General features: G+C 70.9%; 22 protein-coding genes and 1 pseudogene. 14 read left to right on the top strand and 9 right to left on the bottom strand.

What is annotated here, in order from left to right; translation table 11 throughout:
* Positions 1–14 precede the first annotated feature (14 nt).
* From VFO26_RS15030 to VFO26_RS15000, 7 genes are all read left to right on the top strand, one after another.
* Positions 15–824: an FAD/NAD(P)-binding protein gene (locus VFO26_RS15030; RefSeq protein ID WP_325115867.1), complete on the top strand. Its 810-nt coding sequence runs from the start codon at positions 15–17 to the stop codon at positions 822–824.
* Positions 821–1,597: a hypothetical protein gene (locus VFO26_RS15025; protein ID WP_325115866.1), complete on the top strand. Its 777-nt coding sequence runs from the start codon at positions 821–823 to the stop codon at positions 1,595–1,597. The genes VFO26_RS15030 and VFO26_RS15025 overlap by 4 nt, the downstream gene beginning before the upstream one ends.
* Positions 1,590–2,885, top strand: coding sequence for a Ni/Fe hydrogenase subunit alpha (locus VFO26_RS15020; RefSeq protein WP_325115865.1), 1,296 nt, complete (start codon positions 1,590–1,592; stop codon positions 2,883–2,885). The genes VFO26_RS15025 and VFO26_RS15020 overlap by 8 nt, the downstream gene beginning before the upstream one ends.
* The gene (locus tag VFO26_RS15015) at positions 2,834–3,346 is read left to right on the top strand and encodes a hydrogenase maturation protease (protein WP_325115864.1); all 513 of its coding nucleotides are present in this window, start codon (positions 2,834–2,836) and stop codon (positions 3,344–3,346) included. The genes VFO26_RS15020 and VFO26_RS15015 overlap by 52 nt, the downstream gene beginning before the upstream one ends.
* Positions 3,346–3,591: a hypothetical protein gene (locus VFO26_RS15010; protein ID WP_325115863.1), complete on the top strand. Its 246-nt coding sequence runs from the start codon at positions 3,346–3,348 to the stop codon at positions 3,589–3,591. The genes VFO26_RS15015 and VFO26_RS15010 overlap by 1 nt, the downstream gene beginning before the upstream one ends.
* A gap of 70 nt (positions 3,592–3,661) precedes the next feature.
* A complete protein-coding gene (locus tag VFO26_RS15005) occupies positions 3,662–3,895 on the top strand; it encodes a hypothetical protein (protein ID WP_325115862.1) in 234 nt (77 codons plus the stop codon).
* A 30-nt stretch (positions 3,896–3,925) separates the two neighbouring features.
* Entirely contained in the window at positions 3,926–4,897 is a 972-nt protein-coding gene (locus VFO26_RS15000) for a YihY/virulence factor BrkB family protein (protein ID WP_325115861.1), read from the top strand.
* Here VFO26_RS15000 and VFO26_RS14995 read toward each other — a convergent pair.
* The gene (locus VFO26_RS14995) at positions 4,894–5,196 is read right to left on the bottom strand and encodes a hypothetical protein (protein ID WP_325115860.1); all 303 of its coding nucleotides are present in this window, start codon (positions 5,194–5,196) and stop codon (positions 4,894–4,896) included. The genes VFO26_RS15000 and VFO26_RS14995 overlap by 4 nt on opposite strands.
* Positions 5,197–5,443: 247 nt before the next feature.
* Here VFO26_RS14995 and VFO26_RS14990 point away from each other — a divergent pair, with 247 nt between their 5' ends.
* Complete coding sequence (locus VFO26_RS14990; RefSeq protein ID WP_325115859.1) at positions 5,444–7,066, top strand: Na+/H+ antiporter; 1,623 nt, start codon at positions 5,444–5,446, stop codon at positions 7,064–7,066.
* 87 nt (positions 7,067–7,153) lie between these two features.
* Positions 7,154–7,510 (top strand): MmcQ/YjbR family DNA-binding protein, encoded by a 357-nt coding sequence (locus tag VFO26_RS14985; protein WP_325115857.1) that lies wholly within the window; start codon positions 7,154–7,156, stop codon positions 7,508–7,510.
* A gap of 94 nt (positions 7,511–7,604) precedes the next feature.
* Here VFO26_RS14985 and VFO26_RS18005 read toward each other — a convergent pair.
* Both VFO26_RS18005 and VFO26_RS14980 read right to left on the bottom strand, forming a co-directional pair.
* Positions 7,605–7,883, bottom strand: a pseudogene (locus tag VFO26_RS18005) (response regulator); the annotation flags it as partial.
* Between the two features lie 257 nt (positions 7,884–8,140).
* Positions 8,141–9,160: a DNA glycosylase AlkZ-like family protein gene (locus tag VFO26_RS14980; protein WP_325115856.1), complete on the bottom strand. Its 1,020-nt coding sequence runs from the start codon at positions 9,158–9,160 to the stop codon at positions 8,141–8,143.
* Between the two features lie 127 nt (positions 9,161–9,287).
* Between VFO26_RS14980 and VFO26_RS14975 the strand changes: the two genes are divergently transcribed.
* Positions 9,288–9,947, top strand: coding sequence for a hypothetical protein (locus tag VFO26_RS14975; RefSeq protein ID WP_325115855.1), 660 nt, complete (start codon positions 9,288–9,290; stop codon positions 9,945–9,947).
* Positions 9,948–10,103: 156 nt separating this feature from the next.
* Here the strand turns inward: VFO26_RS14975 and VFO26_RS14970 are convergent, their stop codons facing one another.
* The 4 genes from VFO26_RS14970 to VFO26_RS14955 form a co-directional block, all read right to left on the bottom strand.
* Positions 10,104–10,619: an LURP-one-related/scramblase family protein gene (locus VFO26_RS14970; RefSeq protein WP_325115854.1), complete on the bottom strand. Its 516-nt coding sequence runs from the start codon at positions 10,617–10,619 to the stop codon at positions 10,104–10,106.
* Positions 10,620–10,720: 101 nt separating this feature from the next.
* The gene (locus tag VFO26_RS14965; protein ID WP_325115853.1) at positions 10,721–11,110 is read right to left on the bottom strand and encodes a DUF7144 family membrane protein; all 390 of its coding nucleotides are present in this window, start codon (positions 11,108–11,110) and stop codon (positions 10,721–10,723) included.
* A gap of 196 nt (positions 11,111–11,306) precedes the next feature.
* Positions 11,307–11,837 (bottom strand): hypothetical protein, encoded by a 531-nt coding sequence (locus VFO26_RS14960; RefSeq protein ID WP_325115852.1) that lies wholly within the window; start codon positions 11,835–11,837, stop codon positions 11,307–11,309.
* Between the two features lie 317 nt (positions 11,838–12,154).
* Positions 12,155–12,721 (bottom strand): helix-turn-helix transcriptional regulator, encoded by a 567-nt coding sequence (locus tag VFO26_RS14955; protein WP_325115851.1) that lies wholly within the window; start codon positions 12,719–12,721, stop codon positions 12,155–12,157.
* 192 nt (positions 12,722–12,913) lie between these two features.
* On the opposite strand from VFO26_RS14955, the gene VFO26_RS14950 reads away from it, so the two are divergent.
* Positions 12,914–13,120: a PLDc N-terminal domain-containing protein gene (locus tag VFO26_RS14950; RefSeq protein ID WP_325115850.1), complete on the top strand. Its 207-nt coding sequence runs from the start codon at positions 12,914–12,916 to the stop codon at positions 13,118–13,120.
* A 278-nt stretch (positions 13,121–13,398) separates the two neighbouring features.
* On the opposite strand, the gene VFO26_RS14945 is transcribed toward VFO26_RS14950, so the two are convergent.
* The gene (locus VFO26_RS14945; protein WP_325115849.1) at positions 13,399–13,758 is read right to left on the bottom strand and encodes a hypothetical protein; all 360 of its coding nucleotides are present in this window, start codon (positions 13,756–13,758) and stop codon (positions 13,399–13,401) included.
* A 405-nt stretch (positions 13,759–14,163) separates the two neighbouring features.
* Between VFO26_RS14945 and VFO26_RS14940 the strand changes: the two genes are divergently transcribed.
* On the top strand, positions 14,164–14,562 hold the full coding sequence (locus VFO26_RS14940) for a nuclear transport factor 2 family protein (RefSeq protein ID WP_325115848.1): 399 nt from the start codon (positions 14,164–14,166) through the stop codon (positions 14,560–14,562).
* Between the two features lie 95 nt (positions 14,563–14,657).
* On the opposite strand, the gene VFO26_RS14935 is transcribed toward VFO26_RS14940, so the two are convergent.
* Positions 14,658–15,440 (bottom strand): phosphodiester glycosidase family protein, encoded by a 783-nt coding sequence (locus tag VFO26_RS14935; RefSeq protein ID WP_325115847.1) that lies wholly within the window; start codon positions 15,438–15,440, stop codon positions 14,658–14,660.
* Positions 15,441–16,046: 606 nt separating this feature from the next.
* Between VFO26_RS14935 and VFO26_RS14930 the strand changes: the two genes are divergently transcribed.
* Both VFO26_RS14930 and VFO26_RS14925 read left to right on the top strand, forming a co-directional pair.
* Positions 16,047–16,697, top strand: coding sequence for a dihydrofolate reductase family protein (locus VFO26_RS14930; protein WP_325115846.1), 651 nt, complete (start codon positions 16,047–16,049; stop codon positions 16,695–16,697).
* Positions 16,698–16,742: 45 nt separating this feature from the next.
* Positions 16,743–17,071: FAD-dependent monooxygenase (locus VFO26_RS14925; RefSeq protein WP_325115845.1), on the top strand; the 329-nt coding region annotated here is incomplete at its 3' end.

Here is a 17,071-nt window from a genome sequence, read left to right as displayed (position 1 = left end):
CCCTCCGCGGCGCGATGACCCCGGTCCCGTACCGGGTCGTCTCCCGCAGGCCCGAGACCGCCGACACGTGGACGCTCGAGCTGGAGCCACTTGACGAGAGCATCCGCCCGCGCGCGGGGCAGTTCGACATGCTCCACGCCTTCGGCATCGGCGAGGTGCCGATCTCGACCAGCGGCGACCACGAGGGCGACGGGCCGCTGACCCACACCGTCCGCGCCGTCGGAGCCGTGACGCGGGCGCTCTGCGCTCTCGAGCCCGGCGCGGTCGTCGGGGTGCGCGGGCCGTTCGGTACCGAGTGGCCGCTGGCCGAGGCGGTCGGCGGCGACCTGGTCGTCGTCGCGGGCGGGATCGGCCTCGCGCCGCTCCGCCCTGCGATCCGCCACGCGCTCGGGCGGCGGGACGACTACGGGGCGGTCTCGGTCCTCGTCGGCGCGCGAACGCCCGAGGACCTGCTCTTCGTGGAGGAGCTGGAGCGGTGGCGCGCGCGGCTCGACGTCGAGGTCGACGTGACGGTCGACGCTGCCGCGGTCGGCTGGCACGGGCGCGTCGGGCTCGTGACGACGCTGATCCCGGGCGCGGTCTTCGATCCCGCGAGTGCAGCGGCGCTCGTCTGCGGCCCTGAGGTGATGATGACGTTCGTGGTCAGATCCCTCGTCGACCGGGGGATGCCACTCGAGCGCATCTGGATCTCGATGGAGCGCAACATGCGCTGCGCCGTCGGGCACTGCGGGCACTGCCAGCTCGGGCCGACGCTCATCTGCCGTGACGGAGCCGTGTTCCCAGCGGCCGCGATGACCCGCCTGATGGAGGTGCGCGAGCTGTGACCGCCGCCGCCCGGCCCAAGCTCGCGGTGTGGAAGTTCTCCTCCTGCGACGGCTGCCAGCTGTCGCTCCTCGACTGCGAGGACGAGTTGCTCGCGATCGCCGAAGGCGTCGAGATCGCGTACTTCCCCGAGGCGACGAGCGCCGAGATCGAGGGCCCGTACGACATCTCGCTCGTCGAGGGCTCGGTCACGACCGCGCACGACGTGGGGCGGATCCACGAGGTGCGGGAGCAGTCCGCCGTCCTGATCACCATCGGCGCGTGCGCCACCGCGGGAGGCATCCAGGCGCTCCGGAACTTCGCCGACGTGCGCGAGTGGATCCCCCTCGTCTACGCCTCGCCGGAGTTCGTCTCCACGCTCGAGACCTCCACGCCGATCGCCGACCACGTACCGGTCGACCTGGAGCTGCGCGGGTGCCCGATCTCAAAGGCACAGCTGGTGGAGACGGTCAGCGCGCTGCTCAACGCGCGGCGGCCGCGCCTACCCTCGACGAGCGTGTGCATGGAGTGCAAGGCACGGGGCACGCCGTGCGTGATGGTCGCGCACGGGACGCCGTGCCTCGGCCCGGTCACCCAGGCCGGCTGCGGCGCGATCTGCCCTGCCTACGGCCGCGGCTGCTACGGCTGTTTCGGTCCGATGGAGTCCCCCAACATCAAGGCGCTGGCGTTGCAGTGGCAGGAGCTCGGCGCGGGCGACCAGGTCATGCTGCGGGCACTGCGCACCTTCAACGCGAACGCACCTGCCTTCAGGGAGGCGAGCTTCGACCATGAGTGACGGGACGCGCGAGATCCGTACCGACTATCTCGCACGCGTCGAGGGCGAGGGGGCGATGCTCGTCCGGGTCCGCGACGGCGCGCTCGAGGAGGTGCAGTTCAAGATCTTCGAGCCGCCGCGCTTCTTCGAGGCGCTGCTTCGGGGGCGGCACTTCACGGAGGCGCCGGACATCACCGCGCGCATCTGCGGCATCTGCCCGATCGCGTACATGGCGAGCTCTGCCGCCGCGATGGAGCAGGTCTGCGGGGTCGAGCTGCCCGCACAGCTGCAGGCGCTCCGGAGGCTCATCTACTGCGGCGAGTGGATAGAGAGCCACGTCCTGCACGTGGCGATGCTGCACGCGCCCGACTTTCTCGGCTACGACGGGGCGATCGAGCTGGCCCGCGACCGCCGCGACCTCGTCGAGATCGCGCTGCGGCTGAAGAAGCTCGGGAACGAGCTGATGCGCGTCATCGGTGGCCGCGAGGTGCACCCGATCAACTTCCGCGTCGGCGGCTTCTACCGCGCGCCGACCGCCGCAGAGCTACGCGCGCTCGTCCCGGAGCTCGAGTGGGCGCGCGACGCGGCGCGCGAGCTGACGCGCTGGACAGCCGGGTTCGACTTCCCGGACTACGAGCGCGACTACGCGTTCGTCTCGCTGCGCAGCCCCGGCGAGTACCCGATCGAGCGCGGCCGGATCGTCTCCAGCACGGGGCTCGACATCTCGGTCGACGGGTACGAGGAGCACTTCACCGAGAACCACGTGGAGCGCTCGAACGCGCTGCACTCGACGCTCGAGGGCGTCGGCGCCTACCTGGTCGGCCCGCTCGCCCGGTACGCCCTCAACTACGAGGAGCTGTCCGACGTCGCCAAGGAGGCGGCGGCGGAGGCGGGCCTCGGGCCCGTCTGCCGCAACCCGTTCCGCTCGATCGTCGTCCGCGCGGTGGAGACGGTGTACGCGGCCGGCGAGGCCCTGCGCATCATCGGCGAGTACGAGCGGCCGGACGTCCCTGCGGTCACCTGCGTCCCGCGCGCCGGTTCGGGGTACGGATGCACCGAGGCGCCGCGCGGGATCTGCTGGCACCGCTACCGGATCGACGACGAGGGGACGATCCTCGACGCGAAGATCGTGCCCCCCACCTCCCAGAACCAGAAGACGATCGAGGAGGACCTGGTCGGCGTGGTGAGCGGCGCGCTCGAGCTGCCCGACGAGGAGCTGGCGCACCGTTGCGAGCAGACGATCCGCAACTACGACCCGTGCATCTCGTGCGCGACCCATTTCCTCCGCTTCGAGGTCGAGCGCCTCTGAACGTCGCTGCCGTCTGCCTGGGGAGCCCCTTCCGCGGCGACGACGCCGTCGGGCCGGTCGTGGCAGAGCGCCTACGCGCGGCGGGCGCGCCCGTGCTCGACTGCGCGGACGAGCCGACGCGGCTGCTGGACATGTGGGACGGGCTCCAGACGCTCGTCGTGGTCGACGCGCTGCGCAGCGGCGCCCCGCCGGGGACGATGCGGCGCTTCGAGGTGGGCGACGCCCCGCTGCCGCGCGACCTGAGGCTGGCATCGACGCACGCAATGGGGATCGCCGACGCGCTCGAGCTCGGCCGCGCCCTCGGCCGGGCGCCGCGCCGTGTCGCCGTGCTCGGTCTCGAAGGCGCCGCGTTCGGGATGGGCGACGAGATGACACCGGCCGTCGCCGAGGCCGTGGACGGCCTCGTGGATGCGGTGCTGACCGAGCTCGGTCTGGAGGCGCCGTGCACGAGCGGGCGCTGATGGACGACCTCGTGCGCAAGGTGCTGGCCGTGGCGGAGGCGGAGGGCGCGGGGTCGGTCGCGCGGATCCGGGTGCGCCTCGGCGCGCTGTCGCACTTCACGCCCGAGCACTTCGTGGAGCACTGGCTCGACGCCTCGCGCGGCACGATCGCGGAAGGATCGGCCGTCGACGCGACGATGGACGAGAGCGTCACGGGCGCGGCCGCGCAGGGCGTCCTGCTCGAGTCGGTAGAGGTGCGCGGCTAACCCCCTCGATTCGAAAGCCGTCGGCAAGGGTAGGCGGGTGTCCGAGCCACCGACCTGAAGGAGCCCTGCCGTGAGCGAGCCGAGCCCCACCGAGCCCGACGTCCCGCCGCCCAACATCCCCGAGCCCGCGCCCAGCCCCGATGTCCCCGAGCCGGCGCCGAGCCCTGATCCCGTGCCCAGCCCTCAGACCCCGCCCGGCCAGCCCGATCCGGGCCCCGGGGGCGAAGGCGACCACCCTCTCGAGGCCGACTATCCCGATGCGGACGAGGAGGCCGGCGGCGGAGCCTCGAGCGAGGGCGAGTGACGGCGGGGAAGCGCACGGAGCCGTAGTGCCGTGAGCTGGGCGGACGAGCTCGAGACGAAAGAACCTGGGCCGCAGCCCGAGCGTCGCGAGCCGAAGCTTCGGGACCCGGGGCTTCGCGACCTCTCGCTCGCGGACTGGCGGGCGATCTTCGTCCGCGCGGCGCGCGAGTCCATCGACGACAACGTCCCGATGATGGCATCGGCGCTGGCGTACGGCGCGTTCTTCGCGATCCCGTCCGTACTGCTCGTGGTACTCGGCGTGTTCACCCTCGTGGCGGACGCCGACACGGTCGAGAGCATGGTCGACAAGCTCACCGCGGTCGCGCCGCCGGACGCCGCGACGCTCTTCGGCGACAGCCTGCAGCGGCTCGTCGAGCGACCGTCGACGGGGGTCGCGCTGACGGTGACGGGCCTCGTGCTCGCGGTGTGGTCGACGACGAGCGCGATGAGCACGGTGATCACGGCGCTCAACGTGGCGTACGAGCGCGAAGACCGGCGCGGCTTCCTCCGCAGCCGGCTCACGGCCCTCGTGATGGCGGTGTGCGTCGGCGCCGCGGCTCTCCTCGCGGGCGTCCTGCTGATCCTCGGGCCGCACGTGCAGGCCTGGCTGGGGGAGGCGCTCGAGGCGGAGAAGGCCGTCGCGATGCTCTGGTGGATCGGCCAGTGGCCGATCCTTGTGGCGGCGCTGCTGGCCGCGTTCGCGGTCGTTCTCTACCTCGGACCGGACGTCGACCACCCGCGCTGGCAGTTCCTGACACCCGGGGCGGTGTTCGCCGTCATCGCCTGGCTGCTCGCCTCCGCGGCGTTCTCGCTCTACACGACCTGGTTCGGCTCCTACAACAAGACGTGGGGCTCGCTCGCGGCGGTGATCGTGACGCTGACCTGGCTCTGGCTCGCCGGCCTGTCGCTGCTGTTCGGCGGCGAGCTCAACGCCGAGGCCGAGCGCAGCCGCCGGCTGAGGCAGGGACGTCCGTCGGGGAAGGCCTCGATACCGACGGCCTAGCTGTCCCGCTGGTTGCGCTCCTGGGCCCGCGGGTCGTCGAGCACGTGCGCGGACTGGAGCCTGATGAAGCCGCAGTTGGCGCAGGTGAGCGGGAACGCCTCGCCGTGCCGGTCGACGGCCTCGCTCCCGATCGCGTGCTCGAGCGTGATCCGCTCGTCCCAGCCGTGCCATTCCTCGTGCGCGCAGAAGGGACAGGCGACGCGCGCCCCCCGGCTTCGGAGGAACTGGAAGATCGGCTTGGCGGTCGTTCCCATCGGGTCTTCCCCTTCGGGCCCACCCGCCGGGGTGGGCTCGGTCACGCCCCGACCCGAGGCTCGTGACCGACCTCGGAACCTCCCCTGCCGCGGGCGAGCATCCGTTCCCGCGTCGCGTGCAACCGACCCAGCAGCCGCCGCCATGCCTTCCTCATGAGGATCCCTTCGCGAGACTCCCCGAAGCAGCATGCGGCGCGCTCGTGTGGGAGTGTGGACACGGGACGCTGCACACACCGTAGCGCAGCGGGCGGGCGCGGCCCGTCCGTCAGACCGCGAGACCTAGGCTGTCGGCGTGATTCCGCTCGCCAGCTCCGCGCTTGTCCTCGAGTTCGGCAGGGAGCAGGAGCTCCAGCTGCTCGCGCTCCTGGTCTCGGCCGCCGCGCTCCTGATCTTGGCCGGCCCCCTCCGGATCCCGTATCCGATCCTGCTCGTCCTCGGCGGGCTGCTGCTCGGCTTCGGGCCCGGCGTGCCGAAGCTGACGATGCCCCCGGAGCTCGTGCTCGTCGGGATCCTGCCGCCGCTCCTCTACGTGCAGGCGTACTTCACCGGGCTCCGCGAGCTCCGGCAGAACATCCGGCCGATCTCGCTGCTCGCGGTCGGGCTCGTGGGCCTGACGACGGTCGGGGTGGCCGTCGTCGCGCACGCGATCACCGATCTCGGCTGGGCTGAGTCGTTCGTGCTCGGCGCGGTCGTGTCGCCGACCGACCCCATCGCCGCCACGGCGATCGGGAAGCGGCTCGGTGTCCCGCGGCGCCTGATCGACATCGTCGAGGGCGAGAGCCTCGTCAACGACGGCACGGCGCTCGTGCTCCTGCGCACCGCGATCGTCGCCGCGGTTGCGGGGTCGTTCGCCCCCTGGGACGCCGCGGGATCGCTCGTGTTGAACGTCGTCGGCGGGATCGCGGTCGGCCTCGCCGTCGGCTACGTGATCCGCCGTGTGCGGCGCCCCTTGGACAACCCGCCGCTCGAGGTGACGATCGCGTTCCTCACCGGGTACTTCGCGTTCCTGCCCGCCTCGGCGCTGGGCGTCTCGGGCGTGCTCGCGGTCGTCACGGCCGGCGTCTACATGGGCTGGTACACGCCCGAGCTGACGACGGTGCAGACACGCCTCCAGGCCCGCGGGTTCTGGGAGATCGTCACGTTCCTGCTCAACGTGCTGCTGTTCGGCCTGGTGGGGCTGCAGCTGCGGCCGATCCTGGACGGGCTCTCCGGGCGCGCCGGCTGGGCGCTGGTGAGCGACGCCGTGGTGATCGTGCTCGCGGTGATCGCCCTCCGCATCATCTGGGTCTTCCCGGCCACCTACGTCCCCCGCTGGCTGTTCCCGGGCATCCGCGAGCGCGACCCTGCACCGCCGTGGCGCCATCCGGCGTTCATCGCGTGGAACGGCATGCGCGGGGCCGTGACGATCGCGGCCGCGCTGCTGGTCCCGCTGGAGACCGACACGGGGGCGCCGTTCGCGGGCCGCGACCTGATCGTCTTCTTCGCGTTCGCCGTCGTGCTCGCGACGCTCGTCGTGCAGGGCCTGTCCCTGCCGCTCGCGATCCGCTGGCTGAGGCTGGAGGCGGACGAGAGCGCCGCCGAGAGCGAGGAAGCGCACGCGCGGGTCATGGCTGCGGAGGCCGCCCTCCACCGTCTCGACGAGCTGGTCGCGGAGGGGCGGGTGCTCGACGACTCGGCCCAACGCCTTCGAGGCCAGTACCGGTTTCGGATCGACCGCTTCTCGGCGCGGTCCGATCCGGACGGAGACGGGAAGATCGAGAGACGGTCGATCAAATACCAGCGGGTGCGCCGCGAGCTGCTCGAGGCGGAGCGAGACGCAGTCGTCGGGCTCCGCAACGCCGGCGAGATCAGCGACGAGGTGATGCGTCGCATCGAGGGCGACCTCGACCTCGAGGTCTCGCGCCTGGACAGCTGAAGCCCGGCCAACTCGCTGTTGCGGACGCCTGGCCTGCGGCGGCCCCGGCACGGTAGCCGCGTAGGCGGCGTTATCCTGACCGGCGGCGTGCCGGTCACGGTCGACGAGGTTCGCGCGCTCGCGGTGACGCTGCCGCGAAGCTACGAGGTGGTCGTCCGCGGCCGGCTGAAGTTCCGGGTCGGGAGGATTGTCTTTCTGTCGTTCTCGCGCGACGGGGAGACGATGGGCTTCGGCTTCCCGAAGGAGTGGCGCGACGCGCTCGTCGAGGCAGAGCCCGAGAAGTTCTCGCTGCCCGACGAGTCCGATATGCGCTTCCACTGGGTCCACGTGCGGCTCGCGGCGATCGACTCGGAGGAGATGCGGGACCTCGTCGAGGGCGCCTGGGCGATGGTCGTTCCGAAGCGGGTCGCGGCCGCATACGCACAGCGCCGGCACGTCGAGTAGCGTCCGGAGCGGGCGGCTCTCGTCGGTCGGGATATGATCGCGCGGTGGCGGCGCGGTCGTCGACGAGCTCCGCAGCGTCAAGGTCCTCCGCACCGATCTCGATGCAGCGCACGACGCGGTCGTAGTCGCCCAGGGCGGAGATCATGATCACCGGCACGTCCCGTAGCGCCGCGTCGTGCTTCAACTCCTCGAGTACGTCGACCCCGCTCGTGCCGGGCATGACGACATCGAGCAGCACGACGTCGGCCGACGCGGCGCGGAGCGACACGACGCCCTCCTCCCCGGTCGTGGCCGTCCGCACGACATGCCCGTCCCGCTCGAGGCCCCGGGTCAGGACGGCCCGATTGACCGGGTCGTCGTCGACGACCAGCACGACGCCGCTGCGGTCGCTCACCGCGTGGCGGGTCCGAGCTTGCGAGGAAGGGCCGTCGAGCAGCGTCGTCCCCCGGCGGGCGCACGTCCGTCGGACCACTGCGAGCGCATCCTGATATGACCCCCCGGCGCCGGCCTTCGTCTTGTGCGGGCGACATCCTGCCCGATGCCGAGGGCCAGCATGCCCCCGCCGCGTCGGCGGACGGCCGGCCGCGCGGAGCACGCGAACGAGCTACACCGGCTCGAGCTCGTCGCAGCTCACGCGTTCCAGATCACCTCGATCGGCCGATCGATGCCCGGCAGGGGCAGGGTACTCGCCTCGGTCTCGACCGCATCGCGCGTCGCCCGGGGCAGGCGGCCCCACGGGTCGATCCGCACGGTGTGCTGTGCGCGCCGCCAGGTCCCGCGGATCTCATCGCCGACGAGCAGCGCGCCGGGCCACACGCGGGACGTCCAGAGCAGGCTGCGCCGATCCGGCCGCGGGACGAGGAGCTCCCGCTCAGCCCCGTGGAGCAGGAAGTACGCATCGCCGCTCGGCAGCAGGCGCGCGGAGGCAGCGGCCGTCTCGCCCCCGCGCATCGCGGCCTCGTCCTCCGCCAGCAGCAACTCCTCGCCGAGCGGCGACCGGACCGGCAGCAACGACTCCCCGAGCGCCGCGTACGCGGTCGCGGCCGCGCTGCGGGTGATCCCAGCCCAGCGGGCGAACGCGTCGGCCGTGGTCGGGCCGAACACGCGGAGGTGGCGCCGCGCGAGCTCGCGGCACGCCTCCGCACGGTCGATCTCGGGCGCCGGCACCGTCCAGATGGTCGGTGCCCGCGCGCCCTCCCAGCGGATCGCGACCGTCCCGGTCGGCGCCGCGTACCGGAACGCGTTCGAGTTCAGGCCCAGCGCGAGCCCGGCCTGCCGGTCCGGCATCCGTCCACCGCCGAGCTGACCGCGCAGCAGCTCAGCCATCCGCTCGGCCCGCTGTCGCCCCTTGGGGCTGTCGGGCAGCCGCCCCAGCGAGAACAGCGCGAAGTCGCGCCTGGGGACGACGTAGGTCTGGTAGCGAGGGCCCCAGAGCTGGGCGAGCGAGCGATGCTCCCAGGTCGACGGCCCGACGCCTTCGACCCGCGCGTGCAGCGACAGCAGAGCCGCCCGCGGCATGCTGTCCTGCAGGCCCGCCCACCCCGCGCGGCGCAGCGACGTCGCGCCGAAGCGCATGCGCTCGTCGAGCGATCCGACGCGCCGTCGGAACGCCAGGATCTGGCGTCGTGTGAGGACGAGCCGCGACCGCATCGAGCCGGGCTCAAATGTAGTCGAGCCCGATGAGCGAGCCGCGGAGCTGCTCCGGCGGCCGCGTAAGGAATCGGCGTCCCGCGGGTTGTACGGGCATCCGACCTCCAGCAGCGGAAAGGAGCAGACGATGAAGATCCGCACCCCCAGTCCGGCGATGGTGGTGGCTCTGCTCGCTCTCTTCGTGGCGACAACCGGCACGGCGGTCGCCGGCGTGATGATCACCGGCGCGAACGTGAAGAACGAGTCGCTGAGCGGCCTCGACATCCTGAACGGCTCGATCACGACGAACGAGGTCCGCAACGGCTCGCTCCGGCCGGTCGATTTCGCCGGCAAGCTGCCGGCAGGCCCGCAGGGTCAGCAGGGCCCGCAGGGGCCGCAGGGGCCGCAAGGCTCCGCAGGACCGCAGGGTCCCGCCGGCCCGAAGGGCGGCCAGGGGCCCAAGGGCGCGACCGGGCCGAAGGGCGCTCCGGGGACCCCGGGGGCGAAGGGCGCCGACGGACCGCAGGGGCCTCCGGGGCTCAGCGGCCTCGACGTCGTCACGGGCACGTCGCCGAGCGACTCCAGCGCCAGCAAGGCCGCCGCAGCCGTATGCCCCCAGGGCAAGCGTGTGCTGGGTGGCGGCGCCCTCGCGACGGACTCGATCGGATTGGCCGACAGCGTCAGCGTCGTCGGCGGCGGACCGGCGAACGGCGGCAAGGGCTGGCTCGCCTACGCGAAGGAGATCGGCCCCAACCCGCAGTCGTGGGAGCTGGCCGTCTACGCCATCTGCGCGACGCCCGCCGCGTAGCGCACACGTCCCGTCGATGAGGGCCGCCGCGACGCGAGCCGGCGGCCCTCGGTCTGCCACCGGGCGCGTGTGGGGCGGCCGGGTCACCGCCGTCGTCGACGCCCCGGCAGGTCGAGTGCTGTGCGCGACGGGGCCGAAGCGCCTCAGCGCGGTATGTCAGCCTCGAGCCATCCGATCGATGCAGACGCTTACAGCGAGAATGAGCGCGTCGTCCTGCTCGGGCGCGATCTCGATGCCGTAGGTGTCGCGGATCCGGAACCAGCGCTTGGATACCTCGGCGACCTTCTTGCCTCCCCGTTCGACCTTGTACTCGTGGTCGACGATGTTGCCCTTGGCCTCCATGTCCTCGCCGCCTTCGACCTCGATCGAGAAGCGATCTCGAAGTGGGGTGATCAGCGCCTTCTTGACCGTCGCGACCGTCGTGCCTCCGCGCTCGATCTCCATCCGGTCGCGGATCGTGAGCTTCTTCTCCTGGATCTTGTACAGCTCGGCTCCGGAGGAAGCGTCCTCGAGCACGAGCGTGTCACGAATCCGCAGCGCTTTCCCGTCGACCTTGAATGCCCGCTCCCCCTCCGCGTTCTCGATCCAGAAGTCGTCGCCGATCGCGAACATCTTCTCGCGCATCCGGTACTTCGTCCCGTCATCCCCACCGCGACGGCGCAACAACCCCATGCGACCCTCCTTGTCGGGGAACGCATTCTAGGCTCGGTCGAACACCCACTCCTGTGCGGGGGCGCCGCCTGGTGCCCCCGTACAGAAGCCATCCGGTTGTTTCAGCGGGTTTGCAGTTCCCGCTGGCTCTCGTGCCATCGGACGATCAGGGCATACAGGACGATGATGTTGAGCGTCAGCGTGATCAGCAGCCAGACGGTGTCGTTCGTGTTGCCGAGAAAGCCGAGCTGGCTGAACACGTTGATGCTGACGAGCAGGATCGCGACCCAGCGGGCCCAGCTTGCGCCGCCGAGCAGGGCAAGACCGACGAGCGCCAGGATGAGGCCCCAGATCAGCATGATCCAGCCCCAGGCGGTGATGTCGAACAGCAGGTAGCCCGACGGGGTGACGACGTAGTAGTTGTCCTCCAGGAGCGCGATCAGCCCCTCGAAGACGCTGAGCCCGCCGAGCAGCACCATCAAGATCCCGGCGAACCCGATCCAGCCGGCCATGCTCCGTTCATTCATCGCTGCCTCCGATTGGTAGCTGCGGGTGGTCGCACCCGGTTACGAGGTGGAGTTCGGGGAGCGGCCGCCGCATCCTTGTTCTCAGAGCGCGAAGGATCCCGGCAGCCTGACGATCGGCTCCGAGGCTGCGACGGCCGCGCCGGAGCATGTCTCGCGGCGCGGCCGTGCGCGAGCAACGGGACTAGCCTTCGAACGGGACCGCGACCAGTCTCCTGGTGGAGACCCCGGCGAGGGGGTCCTCGCCCGGCTTCGTCGCGCGGATGAACAGGGTCAGCTGCTGCTGCTGGTCGCTCGCGGGGAAGTTGGCGTCGCGACGGAAGACCAGGGTCGCGGTGCCGTCGTTCCCGGTGAGCTCCTCGTCGGGGATGGTGAACTGGTTGTACGGCACCGCTGTCACGTAGACGCTCGCGCCGATGACGTCGCGGCTGCAGGTGCTCCCGACACGCACCTTCAGCGTGAAGGTCTGCGTCCCCTCGTTGACCGGTCCGGACAGGACGTTGAACGCGACGATCTGGGTCCGCGCGGGCGGTGTGATGTTCGCGATCGGGGCCGGCTTCGTGCTCTTGTCGGTCGGACAGCCGTTCGGCGTGGCCGACGTCGCGGCCATACCGACCGCCGCCACGACCACGAGCGTGAGCGCCGCGACCGCAGCGAGCAGCAGGCGTCTCGCGGGCCCGGCGTGCGGCAGCCGTGGCCAGGGAAACCGTTCCATGGGTACCTCCTCCGTTGACGGGGCCACTTGCGCTTCGCCGCTCGGCGAAGGTCACTCGTCCTCACGAACACGCGAGGTTGGCGCAGCCGCAGGCGGCGACCCTACCATCGTCCCAGGCGCGTCGCCGCTGCGCGGCCCCCGGAGCGCGGGAGGGTCGGCTGATCGATGCCGACGCTGACGGCGAGGATGCGCGCGTACGACGCAGCGCGAGCCACGCGACGCCGGGTTCACCGGAACAACTGGATCGGCTCCTGAGCCAACCTGCTCTTGACCGGCTGCGCGGCGCTACCCGCCGCGTGGAGCGACGGACCCGTGATTCAGTCGGGCGATCCCGCCCGGGCGGCAGCGACGGCCTCGAGTCGGGAATGGACGCCGAGGGCCCGAAAGAGACGGCGGATGTGGTTTCTGACCGTCTCGGTGCTCAGATGGAGCTCGGCGGCGATCTGCTTCGTCGAGCGGCCCTGCTCCAAGAGACGAAGTACCTCGACCTGGCGTGGGGTGAGATGCGGGGGCGGCGCTGTGGACCTGTCGTCAGCGCGTCCCTCGAACAGCCCGAAGACACCGACCACCCGTTCTCCGCTCATGAGCGGCACGGCGCTGATCTCGACGGCCACCCGTGCGCCGGCGGTCGAGACGAGGACGCCGGTCGCATCCGTGGTCGAGGACGTGCCGAGCACCTTCCGGGAGAACAGCTCGCGGGCGCGTCGGCTGTCCTCGGGCGCGACGACGGAGGTGAAGTGGCGACCGCGAACGTCGCCGACGAGCCGCTCGGCTGCCGCATTGAGCCACCGGACGATTCCCGTTGTGTCGAGGACGTAGCTCGGGACGCCGACGTCCTCCAGAGCTTTCACGACGTCACCGCCGACTTTCAGGCCGGTGGCCATCCTCGAAGTGTGGCTGATCCGGGCGGAGATGAACGCAAGGCTTGCGAGTGGCGCTCGGCTCCGGCGGTCGAGCAAGGCACGAGCGCGGGGGATTCAACCCGAGTCCTCACGCATGTCCTCGAGGGGCCCCACAAGGGTGTCGATGACCCCCGGGCCTCGTGACGGCCGGGAGCAGGTGTAGGGTCGCCGGTTGTGCGGATCCTCGTCGCGGCGGTGGTGATCCTCTTCCTCGTGCTCTGGGCGCGGGCAGTTGTCGACCTCGTCCGCCGGGGCGACCTGAGCGTCTCGGCGAAGGCCGCCTGGGCGATCATCATGCTGGTCATCCCCTTCCTCGGACTGTTCATCTACACGCTCCTCCGGCCGTCCGACGCCCAGATAGCGCAGCGAAGGCCCCGCTGATTCGCGCCGATGCCACCCGAGGGGGCGGCCGGGATCGTGGCTCTCGGCATCGTGGCCGCCAGCTCGACGTCGGCGGAACGAAGGAGGCCCGCCGGAGCGGGCACTCCTTGTCCGTTCGGGTCGCCTAACGCCGTCGACTCGAGGAACGAGCATCAATTCCCGGGGACACCGCGATCATCGTCAATGACGACGAACCCCGCTCGACCCCTTTGAGTCTCGACCACCCGTGCCGTCGATCGCCAGTGGGGCTGACTTCATCCCCACCAAGCGTCCTGTTGCTAGCCGCCGAGGCAGACCTCGAGTGAGTCGAGGCCCTTGCCGTCGCAGTTCGCCTGCGAGCCGCCCTCGCGGACCGGCGGAAGCACGCCCTGCGGCGCGTGCAGGAACGTCGACGTGGTGACGCTCTCGCCGTCGGTGAGCACGACGAAGCCGCCGTGGGGCTTCTCCTCGGTACCGGGATTCGACTTCGTCGGGGTGAACTCCCCGGTCGTGATGTCGACCACGCCCACGGCACCTGCACTCGCGGGCTTCTTTGCCACGGTGCAGTCGAACGCGAGCGCGGCCGGTGCCGCGACCCCTAGGACCAACGCGCCCACGAACGCGCACGCAAGCAGTCGGTGCATGCCCTTCGCTTTCACGGTCACTCCCCCCTCTGTGCCGCCTCACTCAACGGAGGCGATGGGGCGGCACCCTACCGACAACAAGCGGTTCTCGGGGCGCAAGACGCGGAACCGCCGGGAGACGGGCGCTGAACGCTGCCAGGCCTCCATCCCTCCGCCCCACACTCCCGTCGCCTCCCGGAGTCTCGTCCGGGCCTGAGCAAGGTAGGGAACACGCCCAAGAGACCCGGCAAGAATCGAGCTTGCACACGCGGTGTAAGAAGACGCTGCGCGAGCTGCTGAACTACGGGCAGAAGCGACCGATTTGCAGGTATTTCCGGCAAGACAGCCGGGTTTCGTAGTCTATCCGCTGACGGGGGGCCGGTGCACTCCCTGAGCGACCGCTCCGGGTCCTGCCCTGTGAGCGACGGATCGGAGGACAGCGTGGCAAAGGCGATCTCGAGCGACGTGCGGGCGGAGTTGGCCTCCGTGCCGCGCTCCTACTTCGCCGCAGTGGACCGGCTGGACGTCGACGACGTCCTGTCCCACTTCGCGGACGATGCGACCCTGACCGTGCAGACGGACGGCGTCACGTTCACCGGAGCCGACGAGATCCGGCGGATGTTCGCGGACTTCTTCGCGAGCTGGGACGCGATGGTCCACGAGATCACGAACCTCGTCGTCGACGACGCCCAGCGGCGGGCGGCGACGGAGCAACGCGTGACGTTGACCAACGGCGGGACGGACACGCCGATGTACAACTGCAACTTCTTCACCATCAACGACGATGGCCGGTTCGATCGGGTCATCATCTGGATGGACGGGAACAACCCTCTGAAATAGGCACTCGCCGGCCCCGGAGGGAATCGAACGTGCGCACCCGGTTCAGGTAGGGACCGGGCGGCAGGCGCGCCGCCCGAGCCCGGCCGGGGCGCCGCTCAGCCGACTCGGCGGAACGCGATGATGCCGGTCGGGACCTGCCGCTGGTAGTCCGGCCGGTTGACGGACGTTCCGCGCCAGTTGACGTTCGCGCTGGAGTCGATGTCCATGCCCAGCGCCTCGACGAAGCCGAGCCCGATCAGCGCCTGCGCGAACTGGCGGGCGGAGGTGCCTGCGCCGCCGATGACGACGAGCGCCGTCTGCCCGTTCCGCAGCCGCCCGACCGCGGTGCGATGGTAGGCGTGGTCGCGTTGATACGGCTCCAGCGTCGTCAGGTCGCCGACGTGGCCGTCGTGGACGTAGACGGGCTTGCCGGAGATCGCCTCGCGCACCCCCTCTTGGATGAGATCGGCGTCCTTCACGTTCCCGGCGACGATGTCGACGCTGCCGTCGGCGCCGAAGGCGGCGGCGCCGCGGTTGGTGCCGCCGAGGAAGCTGCGGCCCTTGTGGATCAGCAGGTTGCCGGAGGGGACGTTGCGGGCCAGCAGGAAGAAATCGCCGTTGAGGCCGGCGACCGCGCCGCGACCGGCGTTGGCGCGGATGTACCCACCCACGGTCCCGGTGCGCCCCGGGCCGCCGCCCAGCCAGACTGCTTCGAGCCGCACCCCCCGACCGGGGACGATGCGGACGATGTGGACCGGCCGGGGGCCGGCGCCGGTGGCAATCGTCCTCGTGCTCGAGGTGACCGCGGGAACCGCCGCTGCCGTCGTGGACGTCACGGCCGCGCCGAGCGCCGTAATCGCAACGGCGAGCGCCAATGCCGACATCACCCGCCTGGCCACTGCATCACTCCCCACCGCCTCCCGGGTGGCGCCGCGACGTGGCGCCGCGACGTGGCGCCGCGACGATCCTCCCGAGCGAGTCTATCCCCACCGTGATCGTCGCAACGGGCCGCTACCGCCTCTACGACAATTCGATGTCGTCATCACCCGCACGCTCTACGCGGCGCTGACGAAGCTCCTCGCCGCAGCCTTCGCCGTGACCGCATTCGTGCTCGCCATCGCCCTCGGGCGCGGCTCCGCCTGGGCGACGGCCGACGCCACGCTGGTCGTCGCGGCGGCCTTCCTGCCGCTGCGGCGACTGCATTGTCCGTGCACGACTGCATTGTCCGTGCGTTGCCTTCATGGACGACCTCGGCTGGAGCACTTCATGGAACGACCGCCGAGCACGGCGAAGCACTTGCGCGCGAGATCCCGGTGCGCGGCTGCTCGTGCTCGAATGGGCCACGACCGCGATCCCCGATGCGGTCGCCGGGAGGTCGCGGCAGCGATGCTCGCGCTCCAGGCGCTCACGGTCCCGGCCCCGACAAACAGGAGGCAGCCACATGAGAGCCGTATTCGTCCGCACCACGTCCGAGAACTGACCCCGATACGGAAGGAGCAGAAGCCATGCCACTCGCCCGCGTCCAGTTCTTCTCGATCTCGCTCGACGGTTTCGGCACCGGCGAGCCTCAGAGCCTCGACACACCGTTCGGCCATGCGGGGGAACGGCTGCACGAATGGATGTTCACCACCCGGCGGTGGAACGAGACGGCCGGCCGCCAGCCCGGCGGCACCGGCGGCATCGACGACGCCTTCACACGGCTGCACGATGTCGGGATCGGCGCCGAGATCATGGGTGCGAACAAGTTCGGCCCGCCCGGATGGCACGAAGACCAGGAGTGGAAGGGCTGGTGGGGTCCCAACCCCCCGTTCCATACACCGGTCTTCGTCCTCACCCATCATCCGCGCCCGTCGATCGAGATGGAGGGCGGCACGACGTTCCACTTCATCGACGCTTCGCCCGCCGAGGCGCTCGAGCAGGCCCGCGAGGCTGCGGGCGGCCAGGACATCCGCATCGGCGGGGGCCCCACCGTGATCCGCGACTTCGTTGCCGCCGGGCTCGTCGACCACCTGCACGTCGTGGTGGTCCCGATCCTGCTCGGCCGAGGCGTACGCCTCTGGGACGGACTGGAAGGGCTCGAGCAGGACTATGAGATCGAGGCCGCCTCCTCGCCCAGCGGAGTCACGCATGTGACGTTCACGCGTGCGGGTGCGTGAAAAGGGGTCAGTCGAGAACTCGGGGGGCGCAGGCAGAGTGTGGCGATGACCGAGCATGCAGTGGTCATCGCCGGAGGAGGCCCGACGGGGCTGATGTTGGCGGGCGAATTGGCGTTGGCGGGGGTGGACGTCGCCATCGTCGAGCGGCGCGCCAGCCATCACCTCCCCGGCTCGCGCGCAGGCGGTCTGCACTCCCGCACCATCGAGGTTCTCGATCAGCGCGGAATCGCCGATCGATTCCTCTCCGAGGGGCAAGTCGCGCAGGTTGCGGGGTTCGCCAGCGTCCGTTTGGACATCAGCGACTTTCCCACCCGGCACAACTACGGGCTCGGGTTGTGGCAGAACCACATCGAGCGGATACTGGCCGGCTGGGT

It is taken from the genome of Gaiella sp. (assembly GCF_035710885.1).
GTDB lineage: Bacteria > Actinomycetota > Thermoleophilia > Gaiellales > Gaiellaceae > Gaiella.
The sequence above is the reverse complement of the archived record's forward strand: the minus strand, read 5'-3'. Positions and strand labels throughout refer to the sequence as shown.

Excerpts from the sequence above, each read along its gene's own strand:
- VFO26_RS15030 (WP_325115867.1), top strand. The coding sequence starts at position 15 with ATGACCCCGGTCCCGTACCGGGTCGTCTCCCGCAGGCCCGAGACCGCC.
- VFO26_RS15020 (WP_325115865.1), top strand. The coding sequence starts at position 1,590 with ATGAGTGACGGGACGCGCGAGATCCGTACCGACTATCTCGCACGCGTC.
- VFO26_RS15010 (WP_325115863.1), top strand. The coding sequence starts at position 3,346 with ATGGACGACCTCGTGCGCAAGGTGCTGGCCGTGGCGGAGGCGGAGGGC.
- VFO26_RS14980 (WP_325115856.1), bottom strand. The coding sequence starts at position 9,160 with ATGCGGTCGCGGCTCGTCCTCACACGACGCCAGATCCTGGCGTTCCGA.
- VFO26_RS14975 (WP_325115855.1), top strand. The coding sequence starts at position 9,288 with ATGAAGATCCGCACCCCCAGTCCGGCGATGGTGGTGGCTCTGCTCGCT.
- VFO26_RS14970 (WP_325115854.1), bottom strand. The coding sequence starts at position 10,619 with ATGGGGTTGTTGCGCCGTCGCGGTGGGGATGACGGGACGAAGTACCGG.
- VFO26_RS14965 (WP_325115853.1), bottom strand. The coding sequence starts at position 11,110 with ATGGCCGGCTGGATCGGGTTCGCCGGGATCTTGATGGTGCTGCTCGGC.
- VFO26_RS14960 (WP_325115852.1), bottom strand. The coding sequence starts at position 11,837 with ATGGAACGGTTTCCCTGGCCACGGCTGCCGCACGCCGGGCCCGCGAGA.
- VFO26_RS14955 (WP_325115851.1), bottom strand. The coding sequence starts at position 12,721 with ATGGCCACCGGCCTGAAAGTCGGCGGTGACGTCGTGAAAGCTCTGGAG.
- VFO26_RS14930 (WP_325115846.1), top strand. The coding sequence starts at position 16,047 with ATGCCACTCGCCCGCGTCCAGTTCTTCTCGATCTCGCTCGACGGTTTC.